This is a genomic window from Curtobacterium pusillum (genome assembly GCF_007673235.1).
GTDB classification, from domain to species: Bacteria; Actinomycetota; Actinomycetes; order Actinomycetales; family Microbacteriaceae; genus Curtobacterium; species Curtobacterium pusillum_C.
In genome coordinates, this window is record NZ_VDZH01000002.1 from 418,324 (window position 1) to 437,980 (window position 19,657).

Consider the following 19,657-nt stretch of genomic DNA (forward strand, 5'->3'; position numbering starts at 1 on the left):
ACACCGATCGTGCGCCTCTGGTGAGAGGTCGGGCAACTTGCGTGCACGAACGTGCAGCACACCTGTGGACACGGCCCCGACAGCGGCCTGGAGGCGCGACAGGGGTTGCAGAGGCCGTGCACGTCCGTGCATGGTTGCGTTCTACCGATCGGAGCACGATGAGCGATGCGGCTCAGCCCATGCGGACGCAGCAGGCGCTGCGCGCCGCGCACCTCTACTACCTGCAGGACCTGACGATGGACGCCATCGCCGACGAGCTCGCGACGTCGCGGTCGTCGGTGTCGCGCCTGTTGAAGTACGCCCGGGACACCGGGCTCGTCGACATCCAGATCCGTTCGCCCCTCGACCAGGCCGCCGCGCTGAGCCGCAGCATCCGGTCGCGCTTCGGGGTGCACGCGCACGTGGTGCCGGTGCCGGACCACACGAGCGACGTCGACCGGCTCGAGCGGGTCGCCCTGTCCGCCGCCCGGATCCTCACGCAGTACGTCGAGTCGAACATGGTCATCGGCATCTCGTGGGGTTCGACCGTGAGCGCCGTCAGCCGCTACCTGGTGCCGAAGACGACCCACGGCTCGACGGTCGTGCAGATCAACGGCGCCGCGAACACCCGCACCACCGGCATCGTCTACGCGTCCGAGATCCTCCGCAGGTTCGGCGAGGCCTACGGCGCGTTCGTGCAGCAGTTCCCCGTCCCGGCGTTCTTCGACGACCCCGCGACGAAGGAGGCCCTGTTCCGGGAACGCTCGATCCGCCGCGTGCTCGACCTGCACGAGCGCATGGACCTCGTCGTGTTCGGTGTCGGTGCGCCCCAGGCCCCGGTGCCCTCGCACGTGTACTCCGGCGGCTACCTCGACCCGTCCGACCGTGACGAGCTCACGAAGGCCCAGGTGGTCGGGGACGTCTCGACCGTGTTCTACCGGGCCGACGGTTCGTGGAAGGACATCGGCGTGAACGCCCGCGCGGGGGCGCCGGACCTCGACACGATCAAGCGCGCGCCTCGTCGGGTCTGCGTCGTCGCCGGGCGGTCGAAGGCGGCGTCGCTGAAGGGTGCGCTCGCCGCCGGGCTCATCACCGACCTCATCCTGGACGAGAGCGTCGGGCAGGCGATCCTGCAGCCCTGAGCGGCGCTCTGCGTCACCTTCCGAACTACTTTGTCGGTGGTGCGCAGTACGTTCTGGAGCATGGTTGCCACGATCGATCCGCGCCGTCCCGGCGACACCCGGTACTACCGGCGGCTCGTGGGCACCGACATCGACCAGGCGCTGGCGTTCTTCGGCGGCGACTACGACTTCCGGGCCCCCTCCGTCCGGCGGACCCGCAAGCAGTGCCACTGGGACTTCGCGGGGGTCGGCGACGACCGGATGTCGCTGCGGTCGTCCCGGTTCATGGTCGACCTCCGGAGTGACAGCCGGGTCGACGACCAGTTCCTCGTCGCCTGGATGCGCAGCGGATCGAGCACGATCACGTACGGCGGCGAATCGCACGATCTCGAGCCCGGCGTGCCCGTGGTCCTGCCGTTCGACGACACCTACGAGCTCCACCACCGCGACATCGCGCTCAACCTCGTGCACCTCGACGCCGGGTTCCTCCGGTCCGTCGTGGGCGAGGACGACTTCGCCTTCGAGCCCCTGCGCCGCCCGTCGACCGAGGGCATGCGTGCGTGGCAGTCGGTCGTCCGCGCGCACTCGGCCACCTGGCTCGACGTCGACCACGAGCTGACCGCGACGGTGCAGCGGGACATCGCCGAGGCGTTCGCGACCGCGGCGATCGCGGCGTTCCCGCAGCGCAGCCGGTGGCGGTCGACGGTGACCGGCAGCGGACCCGAGCACCAGCGGCTCCGGCGGGCGCTCGAGTACGTTCACGAGCACGCACGTGAACCGATCGGCACGCCGGAGATCGCGGCGGCGGCCGGGCTCAGTCCGCGCGGGCTGCAGCAGTCCCTCCGTCGGCACCTCGACCAGACCCCGGGTGACCTGCTCCGTGGCGTACGGCTCGACGGCGCTCGAGCCGACCTCGTCCGGGGCGACCGCGACGACACGTCGGTGGCGGACGTCGCCCGTGCGTGGGGCTTCGGGCACCTCGGCCGGTTCTCGGCGACGTACCGCTCCCGCTTCGGGGAACTGCCGAGCGAGTCCCTCCGCGCTCGGTAGCGTGGCGGGATGGACACCGTCGTCACCGCCCTCCGTTCCGCGCTCGTCGACCCGGACGGCGCCGTCGTCCGGACCGAGCCGGATGTGCTCGATGCCGCTCGGACGGACAAGTCCGGCTGGATCGCGCCCGGTGGGCCCGTCGCCGTGGTCGAGGCCCGGACGGTCGAGCACGTGCAGGCGACCCTCCGGACGTGTTCCGCGCTCGGCGTGCCGGTCGTCCCGCGCGGCGCCGGTACCGGGCTCGCGGGCGGTGCGAACGGAACCGAGGGCAGCGTCGTCCTGAGCGTGGCGCGCATGGACCGCATCCTCGGGGTGTCGACGCAGGACGAGTACGCGATCGTCGAACCCGGCGTGCTGAACGGCGATCTGAACGCCGCGGTCGCCGAGTTCGGCCTGCGCTTCGCGCCCGATCCGGCGAGTGCGGCGATCTCGAGCGTCGGCGGCAACATCGCCACGAACGCCGGAGGCCTGCGCTGCGTGAAGTACGGCGTGACCCGCGAAGCGGTGCTGGGGCTCGACGTCGTCCTGGCCGATGGTCGGCTCGTGTCGACGGGGCACCGGACCGTGAAGGGTGTCACCGGCCTCGACCTCACGGCGCTGCTCGTCGGGTCGGAGGGCACGCTCGGCGTGATCGTCGGCGCGACCGTACGACTCGTGCCGATCCCGGAGGGCGAGCCCGCGACGCTGGCCGCCGTCTTCCCGGACGTCGAGCGCGCGGCGTGGGCTGCGGCGCTCGTCGTCACCGATGCTGCCCGTCCGTCGACCGTCGAACTGCTCGACCGGGCGGCGCTCGAGGGGATTGCGGCCTACCTCGGGCCGGAGGTGATGACCCAGACGACGGGGAGTACCTCGGCGGACGGGGTGTTCCTCCTCGTCGAGTGGGACGGCCCGGGCGCGACGGAGGCGGCGCTGGGAGCCGTGCCGCGCCTCCAGACCGAGGGCGGGACCGTCCACCTGGCCGGGTCGGCGGCGGAACGCGACCGCCTGCTGACGATCCGTCGCTCGTTCCACCCGGCGATGGAGGCCCGTGGTCGCGTGCTCATCGAGGACGTCGCCGTGCCGCGCAGTCGGCTCGCCGAGATGTTCGCGCGGATCGCGGAGATCGGCACCCGGTACGGCATCGCGATCCCGACGGTGGCGCACGCGGGGGACGGCAACCTGCACCCGAACTTCGTGTTCGACGGTGACGACGTGCCACCGCACGTGTGGCAGGCGGCCGACGCGATGTTCCGTGCGGCGATCGAACTCGGCGGGACGCTGACCGGAGAGCACGGGTTGGGGGTGCTCAAGCGGCGGTGGATCGGCGACGAACTCGGCGACGACGTGCTCGAGTTGCAGCGGGGCATCCGGACCGTGTTCGACCCCGCGGGGATCCTCAACCCGGGCAAGGTGTTCTGAGCGCTCCACCGAATCTCGTCGCACCGATCGATCCTTCTGCGACAGATCGTTCGGGCGTAATGCTGCTGTAACGAATCCGGGGCTCAATGGTGGGGACAGCAGCACCGCCCACGAAGGAGTCCGCAATGCTCATCGGCGTCCCCACCGAGATCAAGAACAACGAGTTCCGCGTCGCCGCCACCCCGGCCGGCGTCGCCGAGCTGACGCTGCACGGCCACCAGGTACTGGTGCAGGCGGGGGCGGGCGACGGCTCCTCGTTCCCCGACGCCGAGTACGCCGCCGCCGGCGCGACCGTGGTCCCGACCGCGGCCGACGTCTGGTCACGCGCCGAGATGATCCTCAAGGTGAAGGAGCCGGTCGCGTCGGAGTACGCCTCGATCCGCCCCGGGCAGGTCCTGTTCACGTACCTGCACCTCGCCGCCGACCGGCCGCTCACCGACGCCCTCGTCGACTCCGGCGCCACCGCGATCGCGTACGAGACCGTGCAGCTGCCGGACCGTTCGCTGCCGCTGCTCTCGCCGATGTCCGAGATCGCCGGACGGCTGTCCGCACAGGTCGGCGCGAACCACCTCATGCGCACGAAGGGCGGCCGCGGGCTGCTGCTCGGCGGGGTCCCCGGCACGCCGAAGGGCCGCGTCGTCGTGATCGGCGGCGGCGTCGCGGGCGAGCACGCTACGACCATGGCGCTCGGGATGGGCGCGGACGTCACCGTGTTCGACATCAGCCTGCCCCGGCTGCGCGCGCTCGACGCCCGGTTCGACGGTCGGGTCACGACGCTGCGGTCCTCGTCGCACGCGATCGCCGAGTCGCTGCGGGACGCTGACCTCGTGATCGGGTCGGTGCTGATCCCCGGGGCCTCGGCGCCGAAGCTCGTGACCGACGCCATGGTCGCGGACATGCAGCCCGGCTCGGTGCTCGTCGACATCGCGATCGACCAGGGCGGCTGCTTCGAGGGCTCGCACCCGACGACCCACGACGACCCGACGTTCGCCGTGCACGACTCGGTGTACTACTGCGTGGCGAACATGCCCGGTGCCGTGCCCCGCACCAGCACGATCTCGCTGACGAACGCGACGCTGCCGTACGCCGTGGCGATCGCGAACCAGGGGTGGGAGGCGGCGACCGCGGCGGACCCGGCGCTCGCCCTCGGGGTGAACGTGCACGCGGGGCAGGTCGTCAACGAGGCCGTAGCGGCCGCGCACGGCCTCGTGCCCGCCGCGCGCTGAGCGCGCGGCGGGGGGGGGCGGCCGCGCCGCCCGGTGGACGGCGGGCTCGGGCGGCTTCCGCGAAAGCGACAGATTCCCGCCGATGTTCGGCGGGAATCTGTCGCTTCGGCGGAGCGGACCGCCGTCAGTGCGCGAAGTGTGTCGCTTTCGCGCCTCCGGCCACCGCGGCAGGCGCGCCGCGCCACCCGGCCCGGGCCCGCACCACGAGCGTCACGACGACCGCCGCAGCCGCGGCCACCACCGCGGCGACGGCGGTCGGCGTCGACACGAGCGGTCCGTCGAGCCGCGCGACCGCGACCCACGCCAGCCCCCACGCGAGCGACGCCGCCGGCGCCAGGCGCCCCCGGCCCCACACCGCGAGCAGGACCCCGACGAGCCCGGCGACGAGCGCCACGACGACACCCCAGACGTCCTGGCCCAGCCCGAAGCCCCGGAAGCCCGCAGCCGTCAGCACCGCGGCCGTGTTCGCCGCCGTTGCGACGCACACCCACCCGAGGTACAGCCCGAACGTGCCGTCGGTGACGATCGCCTCGACGACGCCCGACGGTCGGGAGCGCCGCAGCAGCACGAACGTCCACACCAGCACCGCGAGCAGAGCCACGATGATCGGTTCGCTCAGCCACAGGAACCCGAACTGCACGGACAGGATCCACGCCGCGTTGAGCAGGAGCGACAGCACGACGGGCAGGGTGAGCCGCGCGTGCCGGTCGTCGTCCGCCGTGCGGAAGCACTGCCGGATCGCGTACGCCAGCAACCCGACGTAGATGACGCTCCAGATCGAGAACGCCGGTCCGTCCGGCGCGATGGCCGTGGAGGACGCCGACAGCGCGCCGCCCGCCGCGTCCTGGATCGGCGTCCCGCCGGCTGCCCCGGAGCCGACGAACGCGCCGACCACCGCGACGACCGCACTCACCGCGACCGCGATCCGCTTCCAGATCCTCTTCATGTCAGCCCCTTTCGTCAGCATGCTGATGACCTGCACCGTAGGCGCGTGACCGGCCACGGCGCGCAGCGCACGTCCAGCAGACGGGGGACGGGCTGGACGGGAGGCGCGGTGCACCCCCGCCCCGCACCGGACGTCCGCCGCTCAGGCGCGTGGGGTAGGCACGTCGGCATGGAACAGGCAGTCGAGGCCGTCGTCGCCATCACCGCACCGTCGCAGGCCGACCGCGTCCGGACGCTCCTGGAGCGCGGCCGTCACGACAAGGTGGAGCGCCAGCTCGCCCGGTCTGGGTGGTGGCGTCCGGAAGCCGTCGAGGACGTCTCCGTGGACCCGGCGGCGGCGGTGCGCGGCGCCGCGGCCGACACGACGCTGTGGTCGTTCGAGCGGTCGGGTTGGGTCGAGGTCGACGTCGAGCGCGCCGCCGAGCGGATCACGGACGGGTACTTCGCCCTCTTCGTCGCTGGCGACGGCACGGTCGTCTTCGCGCCGGAGGGCAGGACGCGGTACCGATCCGTGCGCTGAAGCGCGCCGTGGAGTGCCGTGGGGCGCTGCGGGCTCGCGGGTGCGTACGGTGGGCACGTGACCGTCGAGCTGAACACCGTCTACGTCGACCGGATCGCCCCGATCCCGAGTCCCTCGCTCGACGACACCTTCCGGATGCTCGAGGACCAGGGCGCCAGCGCGTGCATCGTGCTGCACCAGCCCGACGCGCAGGAGCTCGGCGACGTCGCGGTCGCCCTCGGCCTGCACGAGCTGGCGGTGGAGGACTCCGCCGAGGGCCACCAGCGCCCGAAGCTCGAGCGCTACGGCAAGACCCTGTTCGTCGTCCTCAAGCCGGCGCTCTACAACGACCAGGCGGAAGAGGTCGAGTTCGGCGAGGTGCACGCCTTCGTCGGCGAGGAGTTCTTCCTCGCGGTCGTGCAGGCGGACCCGCGCGGCAAGCAGAACGTCCCGCGTGCCCTGCAGCGGATGAGCGGCAAGCCGGGCCTCGTGACGGTGGGACCGCAGGCGCAGCTCTGGGCGCTGATGGACTCGATCGTCGACGGCTACGTGCCGGTGATCGACGGGCTGGAGGAGGACATCAACCAGATCGAGGACCAGCTCTTCGCGGGCGAGGCCGGGGTCTCCCGACGCATCTACGAGCTGTTCGGCGAGGTCGTCGATTTCCAGCGTGCCGCCCGGCCGCTCGTGTACATGATCGAGAACCTGCACCGCGGTGCCGAGAAGTACCACCTGCCGGTGGAGATGCAGCGCCGCTTCCGTGACGTCCTCGACCACGCCATCCGCACCGTCGAGCGCCTCGACACCTTCCGTCAGCTGCTGCAGAACGCCCTGACGGTCGACTCGACCCTCGCGGCGCAGAAGCAGAACGACGACACGAAGAAGATCTCCGGGTGGGCGGCGATCCTGTTCGCACCGACGCTCGTCGCGGCGATCTACGGCATGAACTTCACACACATGCCCGAGCTGCAGTGGCCGTGGGGGTACCCGCTGGCGATCGTGGCGATGGTGCTGTTCGCGGCGGTCCTCTGGGTGGTGTTCAAGGTCAAACGCTGGTTCTGATGGAGACTGGGGCGGTGCCCACGAACGACGTCGTCCACCTGACCGCCGGAGGCGTCTCCCTCGTCCTCGACTGCCGGGACCACGCCCTGCCGGCGGTGGTGCACTGGGGTGCCGCCCTCGGCCTGCTCGACGGCACCGAGCTCGCTGCCCTGGCCGACGCGGACGTCGCGCCGGTCGCCCCGAACGAGGCCGACGTGCCGGTGCGCCTGGCGATCCTGCCCGAGCCGCACCGCGGGTGGACGGGCCGCCCGGGGCTGTCCGGGCACCGGGACGGCCGGGACTGGTCGCCGGCGTTCACGGTGGAGCACCTCGACGTCGACACCGAACCCGGCACCGGCACCGAGACGGGCCAAAGCCAAAACCAAAGCCAAAGCCAAGGCCAGGGCCAGGGCCAGGGCCAGGGCCGCGGCCCGGGCTCGGTGACCGCCCACGCCGTCGACCGCACCGCCGGCCTCGCGCTCCGCCTGACCGTCGAGATGCTGCCCTCCGGACTCCTCCGCACCCGTGCCGCCGTCACGAACACCGCCGCGGGCACGTACACCGTCGACGACCTCACCCTGGCGCTCCCGATCCCGTCCCACGCCCGCGAGGTCCTGGACTTCGCCGGCCGCTGGGGCAAGGAACGCACCCCGCAGCGCCGCGAACTCGTCGTCGGCACCCACGAGCGCGAGGGGCGGAAGGGCCGCACGGGTGCCGACGCCGCGACGGTCCTCAGTGTCGGGACGCCCGGGTTCGGCTTCGCCCGCGGCGAGGTGTGGGGCGTGCACACGGCGTGGAGCGGCAACCACCGGCACCTCGCCGAACGTCTGGCGACCGGTCGGCAGGTCGTCGGCGGCGGCGAACTGCTGCTGCCCGGCGAGGTCCGGCTCGACACCGGGCAGACGTACGAGGGCCCCTGGCTGTACGCGGCGTACGGGGACGGCCTCGACGACCAGGCGCGCCGGTTCCACCGGTGGCTCCGGAGCCGCCCGAGCCACCCGACGACCCCGCGCCCGACGACCCTCAACGTCTGGGAGGCCGTCTACTTCGACCACGACCTCGCCCGCCTGACCGACCTCGCCGAACGCGCGGCACGTCTCGGGGTCGAGCGCTGGGTCCTCGACGACGGCTGGTTCCGACACCGCCGGAACGACCACGCGGGTCTCGGCGACTGGTACGTCGACGAGGACGTCTGGCCTGACGGTCTCGGTCCCATCGTCGACCGTGTCCGGGCCCTCGGCATGGAGTTCGGCCTGTGGTTCGAGCCCGAGATGGTCAACGAGGACAGCGACCTCGCCCGCGCCCACCCGGAGTGGATCCTGCAGGCCGACGGTCGCCTGCCGATCCGGTCGCGCCACCAGCAGGTGCTGAACCTGGCGATCCCGGAGGCCTTCGCGTACCTGCTGGAACGGATGACGGCGATCATCGGCGAGTACGGCATCGAGTACGTGAAGTGGGACCACAACCGCGACCTCGTCGAGGCCGGTCACCCGGGCGGCTCCGCGGCCGTGCACGAGCAGACCCTCGCCGCCTACCGGCTGATGACCACGCTCAAGGAGCGCTTCCCGACGCTCGAGATCGAGTCGTGCTCGTCGGGTGGTGCCCGGGTCGACCTCGGCGTCCTCGAGCACACCGACCGGGTGTGGGTGTCGGACGACATCGACCCGCTCGAACGGCAGCAGATGCACCGGTGGACGCAACAGCTCCTGCCGCCGGAACTGCTCGGGTCGCACGTGGCCAGCGGGCGGAACCACACGACCGGACGGGTGCACGACCTCGCCTTCCGCGCGGGGACCGCGATCGTCGGGCACTTCGGCATCGAGTGGGACCTCGCGCAGGCGACCCCGGCCGAGGAATCAGCGCTCGCCGAGTGGATCGCGTTGTACCAGGAGTGGCGCGGGCTGCTGCACGGCGGGGACCTGGTCCGGGTCGACGAGGTGGACGACACCCGCCTCGTGTACGGCACCGTCGCGCCGGACAGGCGGGAGGCACTGTTCTTCTTCGCCAGCGTCGGTCGGTCCGAGGTGTCGGGCACCGGACGCATCACCTTCCGCGACCTGGACCCCGACACGGTCTACCGCGTCGACCCGGTCGTCGTCGGGAACGGCCGCGGGATCTCGGCACCCGCGTGGTGGGCCGGTGAGCGGGTGTTCCGGGGGAGCGCGCTGGAGCGCGTCGGCCTGCAGCCGCCCCTCGTCCCGGCGGACTGCGTGGTGCCGTTCCGACTGACGGCCGTCTGACCGCAGCGGGGCACCCGGCCTGGAGGCGCGGGTCGGCTCACCGGGTCCGTCCAGGTCCTTCGCATGGTCGCCCCATGCAACCTGGCCAGGATCACAGGAAGCGCCTCGACCGGCGCCTCCGCTCGGAAGGACCTCCCCATGCAGTGCCCCAACGACCAGGCCACCCTCGTGATGTCGGAGCGGTCCGGCATCGAGATCGACTACTGCCCCGAGTGCCGGGGCGTGTGGCTCGACCGCGGTGAGCTCGACAAGATCATCGAGCGCGGCTCGGGTACGCCCACGCAGACGCCGCCGCCGGCCCCGCAGGCGCAGCAGGCCGTGCCGAACCCCGCGTACCCGCAGTCCGGCGGGCCGTACCCGCAGCCCTCGTACGCGCCCGGGATGGCCGTGCCCCGCAACGGGTACGCGTCGCCGGGGTCGCCCGGTTCGCCGGGGTCGTGGGACAAGGGTCGCCGCGGGTACGGGCAGTCCGGGTACGGGCAGCAGTACGGCCAGCCCGGGTACGGGCAGCAGCAGTACGGGTACGGCAAGAAGCGTCGCGGCAACTGGTTGAGCGAGCTCTTCGACTGATCGTCCGGCGTCCTCGCGTGTCCGGTGCCGGTGGGGTGAGCCAGTAGGCTTCCCGATATGCCGCACACCGGACACGCGACACGCACGACCCCTGTCTGGGCCCTCAAGCTCGCCGTGGTCACCGGCCTCGTCGGGGTCGCGGGCGGCATCGCCGGCGTCTCGGTCTGGCTCGCCCTGCAGCTCATCCAGTTCGTCGCGTTCGGGTACCCGTTCGGCGGCCACCTCGAGGCAGCCGACGCCCCCTCGGCACTGAACCGGTTCCTCGCGCTCGTCGCCGCCGGTGTCCTGACCGGGTTCGCCTGGTGGGCCCTCCGACGCTGGGGTCGCCCGATCGTCTCGGTGCCCGCTGCCGTCGGCGGCAAGCGGATGCCGTCCCTGGCCACGGTCGCCAACGCGGGCGTGCAGATCCTCGCCGTGGGCCTCGGCGCCTCCATCGGCAAGGAGGTCGCCCCGCGTGAGATCGGTGCCTGGCTGGCCCAGCTCGTCACCGCCCGGGCCGGGCTGACCGGGCGCGAGACGAAGATCCTCGTGGCCTGCGGCGCGGCCGCCGGTCTCGCCGCCGTGTACGACGTCCCCCTCGGCGGAGCACTCTTCGCGGTCGAGGTCCTGCTCGGCGAGCTGACCTTCGCCACCGCGCTGCCGGCGTTCGCCACGAGTGCGGTCGCGGCGTTCGTCGCGCGCCTCGTCATCCCGGACGAGGTCCTGTACCACGTGCCCGCGATGCACCTCTCGCCGTCCCTGCTCGTCTGGGCCGTGATCGTCGGCCCCGTGCTCGGCTTCGCCGGGGTCGGCTTCGTGAAGCTCACGAACCGGCTGCAGGGGCTCGCACCGAAGGGGTGGCACCTGCTCGTCGTGCTGCCGGTCGTCTTCGCGATGGTGGGGCTCATCGCGGTGCCCTTCCCGGAGATCCTCGGCAACGGCCGGGCGCTCGGGCTCGTCGCCATGAACTCCTCCCTCGATGCCGGTTCGGTCGCGGGCCTGTCGCCGATCGTGTTCCTGCTCGTGCTGGGCGTCATCCGGACGATCACGACCTCCGCCACCATCGGCGCCGGAGCCGTCGGCGGCACGCTCACCCCGTCCATCGCCATCGGGTCGGCCGTCGGTGGCGGCCTCGGTGGGCTCTGGCTCCTGCTCTGGCCGACCGACGGCCCGAGCCTCACGGCGTTCGCGTTCATCGGGGCAGCGGCGTTCCTCGCGACGACGATGCGGGCACCCTTCACCGCGCTCGTGCTCGTCGTCGAGTTCACGCAGCAGGGGACCGACATCCTCATCCCGTCGTTGCTCGCCGTCTCCGGTTCGGTCGCGGTCGGCTACGTGCTCGCCCGTCGGCGCAGCGCGCAGATGGTCTGAACAGTTCGTCACGATCTCGCGCGTATCCCGGACACCAGGCCTAGCATCGGCGGCAGGACGGGGCGTAGGGCTCCGCACCGAGGCGAGGAGCACCCGATGGCGGGGTTCGACGACATCACGAAGAAGGCCCAGGACTTCCTGAAGGACGGCAAGGTCCAGGACGCCCTGAAGAGCGAGAAGGCCGAGGGCATCAGCGACAAGGTGCTCGACGGCGTCGCCGACGCGGTGAAGAAGGCGACGGGCGGCAAGTTCGACGACAAGATCGAGGGTGCGCGCGACGCTGCCGACAAGCAGGTCGGCAACGAGTAGTCGCACGACAGCAGGACCCCGGACCGATCGGCGAGCGCCCATCAGATATGCACATATCGATTGGACGTCGGCGCGCGGAAGGACCACCATGGGGAGGTGACAGTCGTGGCGCCGAACCAACCGCTCACCGAGTCCGAGGTCGAGGCGATCAAGCGGGACTTCCCGATCCTGCAGCAGCAGGTGAACGGATTCCCCCTCGCGTACCTCGACTCCGGGGCCACGGCTGAGCGACCCCGCCAGGTCCTCGACGCCGAACGCCGGTTCCTCGAGCAGGACAACGCCGCCGTCCACCGCGGCGCCCACACCCTCGCCGCACTGAGCACCGACGCGTACGAGGACGCCCGTGCCACGGTCGCCGGGTTCATCGGAGCGGCGTCCCCGAACGAGGTCGTGTGGACGAGCAACGCCACGGACGCCCTCAACCTCGTCGCCTACGGCATCGCCAACGCCAGCCGCGGCCGCGGGGGAGCGGACGCCGAGCGCTTCCGCATCGGCCCGGGCGACGAGGTCCTCGTGACCGAGGCCGAGCACCACGCCAACCTCGTCCCGTGGCAGGAGCTCGCGGCGCTGACCGGTGCGACGCTCCGGTGGGTGCCGGTCGCCGACGACGGCACCTGGACCGCCGAGTCCGCCGTCGCCCTGGTCTCGGACCGCACGAAGGTCGTCGCGTTCGCGCACGTGTCGAACGTCACCGGCATGATCGCCCCGGTGTCCGCCGTGGTCGCTGCGGCCCACGCGCACGGTGCGCTCGTCGTCCTCGACGCCTGCCAGTCCGCCCCGCACCGCCCCCTCGACGTGCAGGCGCTCGGCGTCGACTTCGCCGCGTTCTCCGGCCACAAGATGCTCGGTCCCAACGGCATCGGTGTGCTCTGGGGCCGCCACGAGCTCCTCGACGCCCTGCCCCCGTTCCGGACGGGCGGGTCGATGATCACCACGGTGACGATGGAACACACCGACTTCATGCCGGCACCCGAGCGCTTCGAGGCCGGCACCCAGCCGGTGTCCCAGGCCGTCGCGCTCGCCGAGGCCGTCCGGTACCTGCAGGCCATCGGCATGGAACGCGTCCGTGCCCACGAGGAGCACCTGGCGCGCCGACTGCTCGAGGGCCTCGCGGCGATCCCCGGCATCCGCACCGTCGGCCCCGCTGCCGAGGTGCCCCGGTCCGGCCTCGTGTCGTTCGACGTCGACGGGGTGCACGCGCACGACGTCTCGCAGTACCTCGACGCGCAGGGCATCGCGGTCCGCTCCGGACACCACTGCGCCCAACCCCTGCACCGTCGACTCGGTCTCGTCGCCACCAGCCGGGCGAGCACGTACGTGTACACGACGGAGCAGGACGTCGATCGATTCCTGACGGCCGTCGGCGAGATCCGCGCCTACTTCGGCGCCGAAGGAGCAGCGTCGTGAACGCCCTCGACTCCCTCTACCAGCAGGTCATCCTCGACCACGCGAAGGCCCGGCACGGCGACCGTCTGCTCGACGCCCCCGACGCCGAGCACTTCGAACGCAACCCGACGTGCGGCGACGAGATCACCGTGCGCGTCCGACTGGAGCCCGACACGGACCGCGTCGCCGAGCTCGGCTGGCAGGGCGACGGCTGCTCGATCTCGATGGCCTCGGCGTCCGTGCTCACCGACATGGCCGTCGGCCGGACGGTCCCGGAGCTGCTGGCACTCACCGATGAGTTCCGCACGATGATGCGGTCCCGCGGTGCCGGCGAACCCGACGAGGACGTCCTCGAGGACCTCATCGCCTTCCACGGCGTCTCGAAGTTCGTGATGCGCGTCAAGTGCGGCATGCTCGCGTGGGTCGCTGCCGAGGCCGCGGTCCGCGAGGCGACCGCGGCCCGCTGACGCGACCGGACAGCGGCCCGGAGGCGCGGGGCGGGCCCGCACCGCGCCTCCAGGCCGCTGGTCGGTCGCGCGTCACGCTTCGTCACGGTGCGGACCAGGGCACGGCCGGCACGTAGCGTCGCGCCCGTGACCTCCAGCAACGGCAAGCGGCAGATCCGGTTCAACGCGTTCGACATGAACTGCGTGGCGCACCAGTCCTCGGGACTGTGGCGGCACCCCCGCGACCGGTCGCGGCACTACAACGACCTGTCGTACTGGACGGACCTCGCGAAGCTGCTCGAGCGGGGCCACTTCGACGGCATCTTCATCGCGGACGTCCTCGGCACGTACGACGTCTACGGCGACTCGAACGAGGCCGCCCTCCGCACCGGCTCGCAGGTGCCGGTCAACGATCCGATCCTGCTGGTGTCGGCGATGGCGTCGGTGACCGAGCACCTCGGCTTCGGGATCACGGCGGGCACGGCGTACGAGCACCCGTACCCGTTCGCCCGGCGGATCTCCACGCTCGACCACCTGACCAAGGGGCGGGTCGGCTGGAACGTCGTCACCGGGTACCTGCCGAGCGCCGCGCGGAACATGGGCCAGACCGACCAGCTGTCGCACGACGACCGCTACGACGTTGCCGACGAGTACCTCGAGGTCCTCTACAAGCTGTGGGAGGGCTCGTGGGAGGACGACGCGGTCGTCGCCGACCGAGCGTCCGGCGTCTTCACGGACCCGGCGAAGGTGCACCCGATCGAGCACCACGGCGAGCACTTCGACGTGCCGGGCATCCACCTGTCCGAGCCGTCGGTGCAGCGTTCGCCCGTCATCTACCAGGCGGGCGCGTCGCCGCGCGGCATCCGCTTCGCAGCGGAGAACGCCGAAGCCGTCTTCGTGGGCGCACCGACCGTCGAGCAGCTCGCGTCGACCGTCGCGAAGGTCCGGGACGCCCTGGAGGCAGCTGGTCGCGACCGCTACGCCGCTCGCGTCTACACACTGCTCACCGTGATCACGGACGCCACCGACGAGCTGGCCCAGGCGAAGTACGAGGACTACCTGTCGTACGCGTCGGAGCTCGGTGCGCTGGTGCTCAACTCCGGGTGGATGGGCGTCGACCTGTCGCAGTGGGACCTCGACGAGCCGCTCGGTGACGTCGAGTCGAACGCGATCCAGTCCGCCGCGGCGAACATCGCTGCGGCCACGGGTGAGGACGGCAGCTCGTGGACGATCCGTGACCTGGCTCGGCACACGGCGATCGGCGGCCTGGGGCCGGTGGCCGTCGGCGGCGGAGCGACGATCGCAGACCGGCTGCAGGAGATCCAGGAGCTGACCGACGTCGACGGGTTCAACCTGGCGTACGCGGTGACACCGGGCACGTGGGAGGACGTCATCGAGTTCGTGATCCCCGAACTCCGAGCCCGGGGCGCCTACCCCGAGGGCTACACGGAGGGGTCGCTCCGCCACAAGCTGCACGGCCGCGGCGACCGGCTGCCGGAGGAGCACCGGGGAGCGTCGTTCCGGGTCGGTCAGCGCTCGGCCGTGGGCTGACCACCCCGCGCGTGGGTCACAGTGGCATCGGGAGTGCGTCGGCAGCGGTCGGCCACGGCGCCCACTTCGCCCGGGGAGCGCCGAGCAGGTACGGCTGCGGCGACGGGTAGCTGACGAGCTCGAGCGTCGACCCCCACGGCGTGCGGGTGTAGACGAACCGGTTGCCGTCGCCCGCCTCGAGTCCACGCAGGTCGCGCGGCTCCGAGTTGCGCGTGCCCCCGGCGGCCTCGACCCGCGCGAGCGTCTCGTCGAGGTCGTCCGCGTAGATCGCCAGGTGCTGCCAGCCGAGGTCCGACGGGTGTGCGGCACCGTGCTGGTCGGGTCCGAGGTACTCGAACAGCTCGAGGCCCGGGCCCTCGGGCAGGGCGAGCATCCGCATCGCACCTTGCGCCATCGTCGGTGGGATGCCGAGGTACTGGTGCGCCTCGGGCGAGCTGTTCGGTGCCTCGGTCCGGCACCGCATGTCGTACAGGACGACGGCGTCGAACGCCGCCACGAAGAACGCCGTGGCTGCGTCGATGTCCGGCACCGTGACGCCCACGTGGTCGATCCTGATTCCCCTGGTCATGGGTGATTCGTACCACCGGCCGACCGCGCCGCGGCAGACGTTCGGCACCGCGTGCGCCTTCCGTGCGGCAAGCCGCAGCCCGCACCGCGCTCCCTCTGCTGGAACGGTCGTTTCAGGACGGGTGGCGCGACACACGACCGTTACACGGGGGAAACGGGCGGCTCGAAGAGGCTCCGTAGCTTCGTGGCAGAGGCGGGCACCGCTCGCCCTTCCCACTCCTTCGGAGGACGCCATGGCTACAGAGATCGCGACCCCGGTCGCCGCGCCCCACGCCCCCCTCACGACGGCAGCCCCCGCGGGTGCCGGCGTCGTCAAGCCCGGGTACGACCCGGCGCTCACCAACGAAGACCTCGCCCCGCTGCGCAAGCAGACCTGGACGAGCTACAACATCTTCGCGTTCTGGATGTCCGACGTGCACTCGGTCGGCGGGTACGTCACCGCCGGGTCGCTCTTCGCCCTCGGCATCGCCAGCTGGCAGGTGCTCATCGCCCTGGTGGTCGGCATCCTCATCGTGCAGGTGTTCGCGAACCTCGTCGCGAAGCCGTCCCAGCGCACCGGGGTGCCGTACCCGGTGATCAACCGCGCGGTCTTCGGCGTCCTCGGGGCGAACGTCCCCGCGATCATCCGCGGCCTCATCGCGATGGCCTGGTACGGCGTGCAGACGTTCCTCGCCGCGCAGTCGCTCAACATCATCTTCCTGAAGTTCATCCCCGCGTCGGCCGGGCTGCTCGAGCACTCGTTCCTCGGGTTGTCCGCGCTCGGCTGGATCTCGTACGCGATCCTCTGGGTGGCGCAGGGCGCGCTGTTCTGGATGGGGATGGACGCGATCAAGAAGTTCATCGACTGGGCCGGTCCCGCGGTGTACGTCGTGATGATCGCCCTCGCCGTCTACCTGGTCGGGCAGGCGGGCATCGGCAACATCTCGTTCACGCTGTCCGCGGGGGAGCCGCTCTCCTTCAGCGCGAGCATCCCGGTGATGCTGTCGGCGATCGCCCTGGTCGTGAGCTACTTCTCCGGCCCGATGCTGAACTTCGGCGACTTCTCCCGCTACGCGAAGTCCTACGGTGCGGTGAAGCGCGGCAACCTCTGGGGCCTGCCGATCAACTTCCTGTTCTTCTCGGTGCTGACCGTGCTCTGCGCCAGCGCCACGGTGCCGGTGTTCGGCAAGCTGATCACGGACCCGATCGAGACCGTGCAGGCGATCGGCGCCCCGTTCGCGATCCTGCTCGGCGGCCTGACGTTCGTCACCGCGACGGTCGGCATCAACATCGTCGCGAACTTCATCAGCCCCGCGTTCGACTTCTCCAACGTGGCGCCGCGGAAGATCAGCTGGCGTGCCGGCGGGATGATCGCGGCGGTCGGTTCCGTGCTCCTCACCCCGTGGAACTGGTACGGCAACGACCAGGCGATCCTGTACACGCTCGGGGTGCTCGGCGCCCTGATCGGCCCGCTGTTCGGCATCCTCATCGCCGGCTACTACATCGTCGCGAAGCAGCGCGTGGCCGTCGACGACATGTACACGAAGGACCCGAGCGCCCGGTACTGGTACGCGAAGGGCTTCAACCCGAATGCGATCTGGACGCTCGTGGTCACCGGGGTGATCTCGGTCGCCAGCGCGGTCCTGCCCTCGGCCCTCGGCGTCGTACCGTGGCTGTCGAACTACAGCTGGTTCATCGGCTGCGCGCTCGGACTCGTGGTCTTCTGGGGGCTCGAGCGTGCTCGCCCGAGCATGCCGGAGCTCGCCGCCGACGACCCGACGGTCGACGACGGAGCAGCGACCGGCCGCGCCTGAACCACCGCACCACCCGCACCACCGGAAGGACCCCGATGCGCATCCGCGTCGTCAACCCCAACACCACGAGCTCGATGACCGCGGCGATCGGCACCGCCGCCGCCGCGGTCGCCGGGCCCGGCACGATCCTCGAGGCCGTCAACCCCACCATGGGGCCGGCGTCCATCGAGAGTCACTACGAGGAAGCCCTGGCCGTGCCGGGGCTCCTCGAGCAGATCGTGATCGGCGAGCAGGAGGGAGTGGACGCCTACGTGGTCGCCTGCTTCGGGGATCCGGGACTCGACGCCGCGCGGGAGGCCGCCTCCGGACCCGTCGTCGGGATCGCGGAGGCGGGCTTCCACGCGGCGGCGCTGCTCGGACGGCGCTTCGGGGTCGTCACCACCCTCGGCCGGACGGTCGGTCGGGCGCACGAGCTCGCCGAGCGGTACGGTTTCGCGTCGCTCGTCACCGAGATCCGGGCGTGCGAGGTGCCCGTCCTCGAGCTCGACGACCCGGCGTCCGGTGCCCGGGCGCTCGTGATCGAGGAGTGCCGGGCAGTGATCGCGGGCGGTGCGGACGCGGTCGTGCTCGGCTGCGCCGGGATGGCGGACTTCTGCGCCGAGGTGTCCCGGGCGATCGGGGCACCCGTGGTCGACGGGGTGGCCGCGGCGACCGTGCTCGCCGAGTCGCTCGTGCGCCTCGGGCTGACGACCGGGAAGCACGGCGAGTACGCCGCCCCACCGGCCAAGCCGATGTCGGGACTGCTCGCGGGGTTCGAACGCCACCCGTCGGCGGACGCGACGGTCGGGGCGGACGCATGACGGGCCTCCAGGCCGACCTCGTCCTCCGCGCGGAACGCGCCTGGGTCGACGGCGCCTTCCGCCCCGCCGCGGTCGTCGTCCGCGACGGCCGTGTGGCGGACGTCCTCCCGTTCGACGCGGACGTCGCCGCGCTCGACGACCGCCGTGTGCCCGACGGACAGGTGCTGCTCCCCGGCCTCGTCGACACCCACGTGCACGTCAACGAACCCGGACGGACCGAGTGGGAGGGCTTCGCCTCAGCAACCCGGGCCGCCGCGCTCGGCGGCGTGACGACGATCATCGACATGCCGCTCAACTCGATCCCGGCCACGACCACGGTCGAGGCGCTCGACGTCAAGCGCGCCAGTGCCGAGGGCCGCGTCGCCGTCGACGTGGGCTTCTGGGGCGGGGCGATCCCCGCGAGCCTCGGATCCCTCGACCGGCTGCACGACGCCGGCGTCTTCGGCTTCAAGTGCTTCACGGCGCCGTCCGGTGTCGACGAGTTCCCGCACCTCGACGGTTCGCAGCTGCGTGCCGCCATCGAGGAGGTCGCGCGCATCGACGCCCTGCTCATCGTGCACGCCGAGGACCCCGAGTACCTGGTCGACCACGAGGCGCTCGGCGGGCACTACCAGGACTTCCTCGTCACCCGCCCGGTCGACGCGGAGCGGTCCGCGATCGCCCGCGTCATCGAGGGTGCACGGGCCACCGGCGCGCGGGTCCACATCCTGCACCTGTCCGACGCCGGGGCGCTGCCCATGATCCGCGCGGCCAAGGCGGACGGGGTCCGGCTGACGGTCGAGACCTGTCCGCACTACCTCGCGTTCGAGGCGGGCACGATCCCGGACGGCGCGACCGAGTACAAGTGCTGCCCGCCGATCCGTGACGACGCGAACCGTGACGCCCTGTGGGCCGGCGTGCTCGACGGCACGATCGACATGGTCGTGTCGGACCACTCGCCCTCCACCGCGGACCTGAAGACCGACGACTGGGGCCTCGCGTGGGGCGGGATCGCCGGCCTGCAGGTCGGGTTCCGCGCGGTCTGGACCGAGGCTTCGCGCCGCGGGATCGCCCTCGAGGACCTCCTGCCGCTCTTCACGACCGGCCCTGCGGCGCTCGCCGGCTTCGCCGACCGCGGCGTGATCGCGCCCGGCGCGTTGGCCCACTTCGCGGTGTTCGACCCGTCTGCCACGGCCGTCATCGACGTGGCCGGGCTCGAACACCGCAACCCGGTCTCCGCGTTCGCCGGCCTGGAGGCACGGGGCCGAGTCACCGAGACCTGGTTGCGCGGGCGGTTGGTCGCGTCTTCGGACGCCGGCGTCACGTCCGTCGCCGGTCGGCTGGTCACACGGCCCGTCGACGTGCTCGTCGAAACACCCTTGTAACGATCGTTCCGATACGATCTTG

At 71.8% G+C, this 19,657-nt stretch carries 18 protein-coding genes; 16 read left to right on the plus strand and 2 right to left on the minus strand.

All coding sequences use genetic code 11. From position 1 onward, the window contains the following. Positions 1–158 precede the first annotated feature (158 nt). From FS532_RS06690 to ald, 4 genes are all read left to right on the plus strand, one after another. Entirely contained in the window at positions 159–1,121 is a 963-nt protein-coding gene (locus tag FS532_RS06690) for a sugar-binding transcriptional regulator (protein ID WP_079236723.1), read from the plus strand. Positions 1,122–1,181: 60 nt separating this feature from the next. Beyond that, positions 1,182–2,150 carry a helix-turn-helix transcriptional regulator gene (locus tag FS532_RS06695; RefSeq protein ID WP_144751711.1) on the plus strand — a complete coding sequence of 323 codons (969 nt, stop codon included), beginning with the start codon at positions 1,182–1,184 and terminating at the stop codon, positions 2,148–2,150. Between the two features lie 9 nt (positions 2,151–2,159). Continuing rightward, positions 2,160–3,548 (plus strand): FAD-binding oxidoreductase, encoded by a 1,389-nt coding sequence (locus FS532_RS06700; RefSeq protein ID WP_144751714.1) that lies wholly within the window; start codon positions 2,160–2,162, stop codon positions 3,546–3,548. A 125-nt stretch (positions 3,549–3,673) separates the two neighbouring features. Beyond that, positions 3,674–4,774, plus strand: a complete 1,101-nt coding sequence (gene ald / locus FS532_RS06705; protein ID WP_144751717.1) for an alanine dehydrogenase — start codon at positions 3,674–3,676, stop codon at positions 4,772–4,774. 124 nt (positions 4,775–4,898) lie between these two features. On the opposite strand, the gene FS532_RS06710 is transcribed toward ald, so the two are convergent. After that, on the minus strand, positions 4,899–5,720 hold the full coding sequence (locus tag FS532_RS06710; RefSeq protein WP_144751720.1) for a tryptophan-rich sensory protein: 822 nt from the start codon (positions 5,718–5,720) through the stop codon (positions 4,899–4,901). A 168-nt stretch (positions 5,721–5,888) separates the two neighbouring features. On the opposite strand from FS532_RS06710, the gene FS532_RS06715 reads away from it, so the two are divergent. The 9 genes from FS532_RS06715 (at position 5,889) to FS532_RS06755 (ending at position 15,111) form a co-directional block, all read left to right on the plus strand. Continuing rightward, positions 5,889–6,239: a hypothetical protein gene (locus FS532_RS06715; RefSeq protein ID WP_144751723.1), complete on the plus strand. Its 351-nt coding sequence runs from the start codon at positions 5,889–5,891 to the stop codon at positions 6,237–6,239. A 57-nt stretch (positions 6,240–6,296) separates the two neighbouring features. Further along, a complete protein-coding gene (locus tag FS532_RS06720) occupies positions 6,297–7,280 on the plus strand; it encodes a magnesium and cobalt transport protein CorA (protein WP_144751726.1) in 984 nt (327 codons plus the stop codon). Next, positions 7,280–9,499 (plus strand): alpha-galactosidase, encoded by a 2,220-nt coding sequence (locus tag FS532_RS06725; RefSeq protein WP_144751729.1) that lies wholly within the window; start codon positions 7,280–7,282, stop codon positions 9,497–9,499. Before FS532_RS06720 ends, FS532_RS06725 begins: the two co-directional genes overlap by 1 nt. 138 nt (positions 9,500–9,637) lie before the next feature. Then, a complete protein-coding gene (locus FS532_RS06730) occupies positions 9,638–10,069 on the plus strand; it encodes a zf-TFIIB domain-containing protein (RefSeq protein WP_144751732.1) in 432 nt (143 codons plus the stop codon). Between the two features lie 57 nt (positions 10,070–10,126). Continuing rightward, positions 10,127–11,419 (plus strand): chloride channel protein, encoded by a 1,293-nt coding sequence (locus FS532_RS06735; protein ID WP_144751735.1) that lies wholly within the window; start codon positions 10,127–10,129, stop codon positions 11,417–11,419. 96 nt (positions 11,420–11,515) lie between these two features. Beyond that, positions 11,516–11,728: an Rv0909 family putative TA system antitoxin gene (locus FS532_RS06740; RefSeq protein WP_144751737.1), complete on the plus strand. Its 213-nt coding sequence runs from the start codon at positions 11,516–11,518 to the stop codon at positions 11,726–11,728. Positions 11,729–11,833: 105 nt separating this feature from the next. Continuing rightward, on the plus strand, positions 11,834–13,135 hold the full coding sequence (locus tag FS532_RS06745) for a SufS family cysteine desulfurase (RefSeq protein ID WP_144752620.1): 1,302 nt from the start codon (positions 11,834–11,836) through the stop codon (positions 13,133–13,135). Next, positions 13,132–13,581 (plus strand): Fe-S cluster assembly sulfur transfer protein SufU, encoded by a 450-nt coding sequence (gene sufU / locus FS532_RS06750; protein ID WP_144751739.1) that lies wholly within the window; start codon positions 13,132–13,134, stop codon positions 13,579–13,581. The genes FS532_RS06745 and sufU overlap by 4 nt, the downstream gene beginning before the upstream one ends. 126 nt (positions 13,582–13,707) lie before the next feature. Next, on the plus strand, positions 13,708–15,111 hold the full coding sequence (locus tag FS532_RS06755) for an LLM class flavin-dependent oxidoreductase (protein WP_222121948.1): 1,404 nt from the start codon (positions 13,708–13,710) through the stop codon (positions 15,109–15,111). A gap of 16 nt (positions 15,112–15,127) precedes the next feature. Here FS532_RS06755 and FS532_RS06760 read toward each other — a convergent pair whose 3' ends face one another. Next, positions 15,128–15,679: a VOC family protein gene (locus tag FS532_RS06760; RefSeq protein ID WP_144751742.1), complete on the minus strand. Its 552-nt coding sequence runs from the start codon at positions 15,677–15,679 to the stop codon at positions 15,128–15,130. Between the two features lie 232 nt (positions 15,680–15,911). Between FS532_RS06760 and FS532_RS06765 the strand changes: the two genes are divergently transcribed. Genes FS532_RS06765 through allB form a run of 3 tightly spaced genes read left to right on the plus strand, consistent with a single transcriptional unit; the run spans position 15,912 to position 19,635 of the window. Next, on the plus strand, positions 15,912–17,471 hold the full coding sequence (locus FS532_RS06765; RefSeq protein WP_144751745.1) for an NCS1 family nucleobase:cation symporter-1: 1,560 nt from the start codon (positions 15,912–15,914) through the stop codon (positions 17,469–17,471). Between the two features lie 35 nt (positions 17,472–17,506). Next, on the plus strand, positions 17,507–18,271 hold the full coding sequence (locus FS532_RS06770) for an aspartate/glutamate racemase family protein (protein WP_144751748.1): 765 nt from the start codon (positions 17,507–17,509) through the stop codon (positions 18,269–18,271). Then, entirely contained in the window at positions 18,268–19,635 is a 1,368-nt protein-coding gene (gene allB, locus FS532_RS06775; RefSeq protein ID WP_144751751.1) for an allantoinase AllB, read from the plus strand. Before FS532_RS06770 ends, allB begins: the two co-directional genes overlap by 4 nt. Positions 19,636–19,657 lie beyond the last annotated feature (22 nt).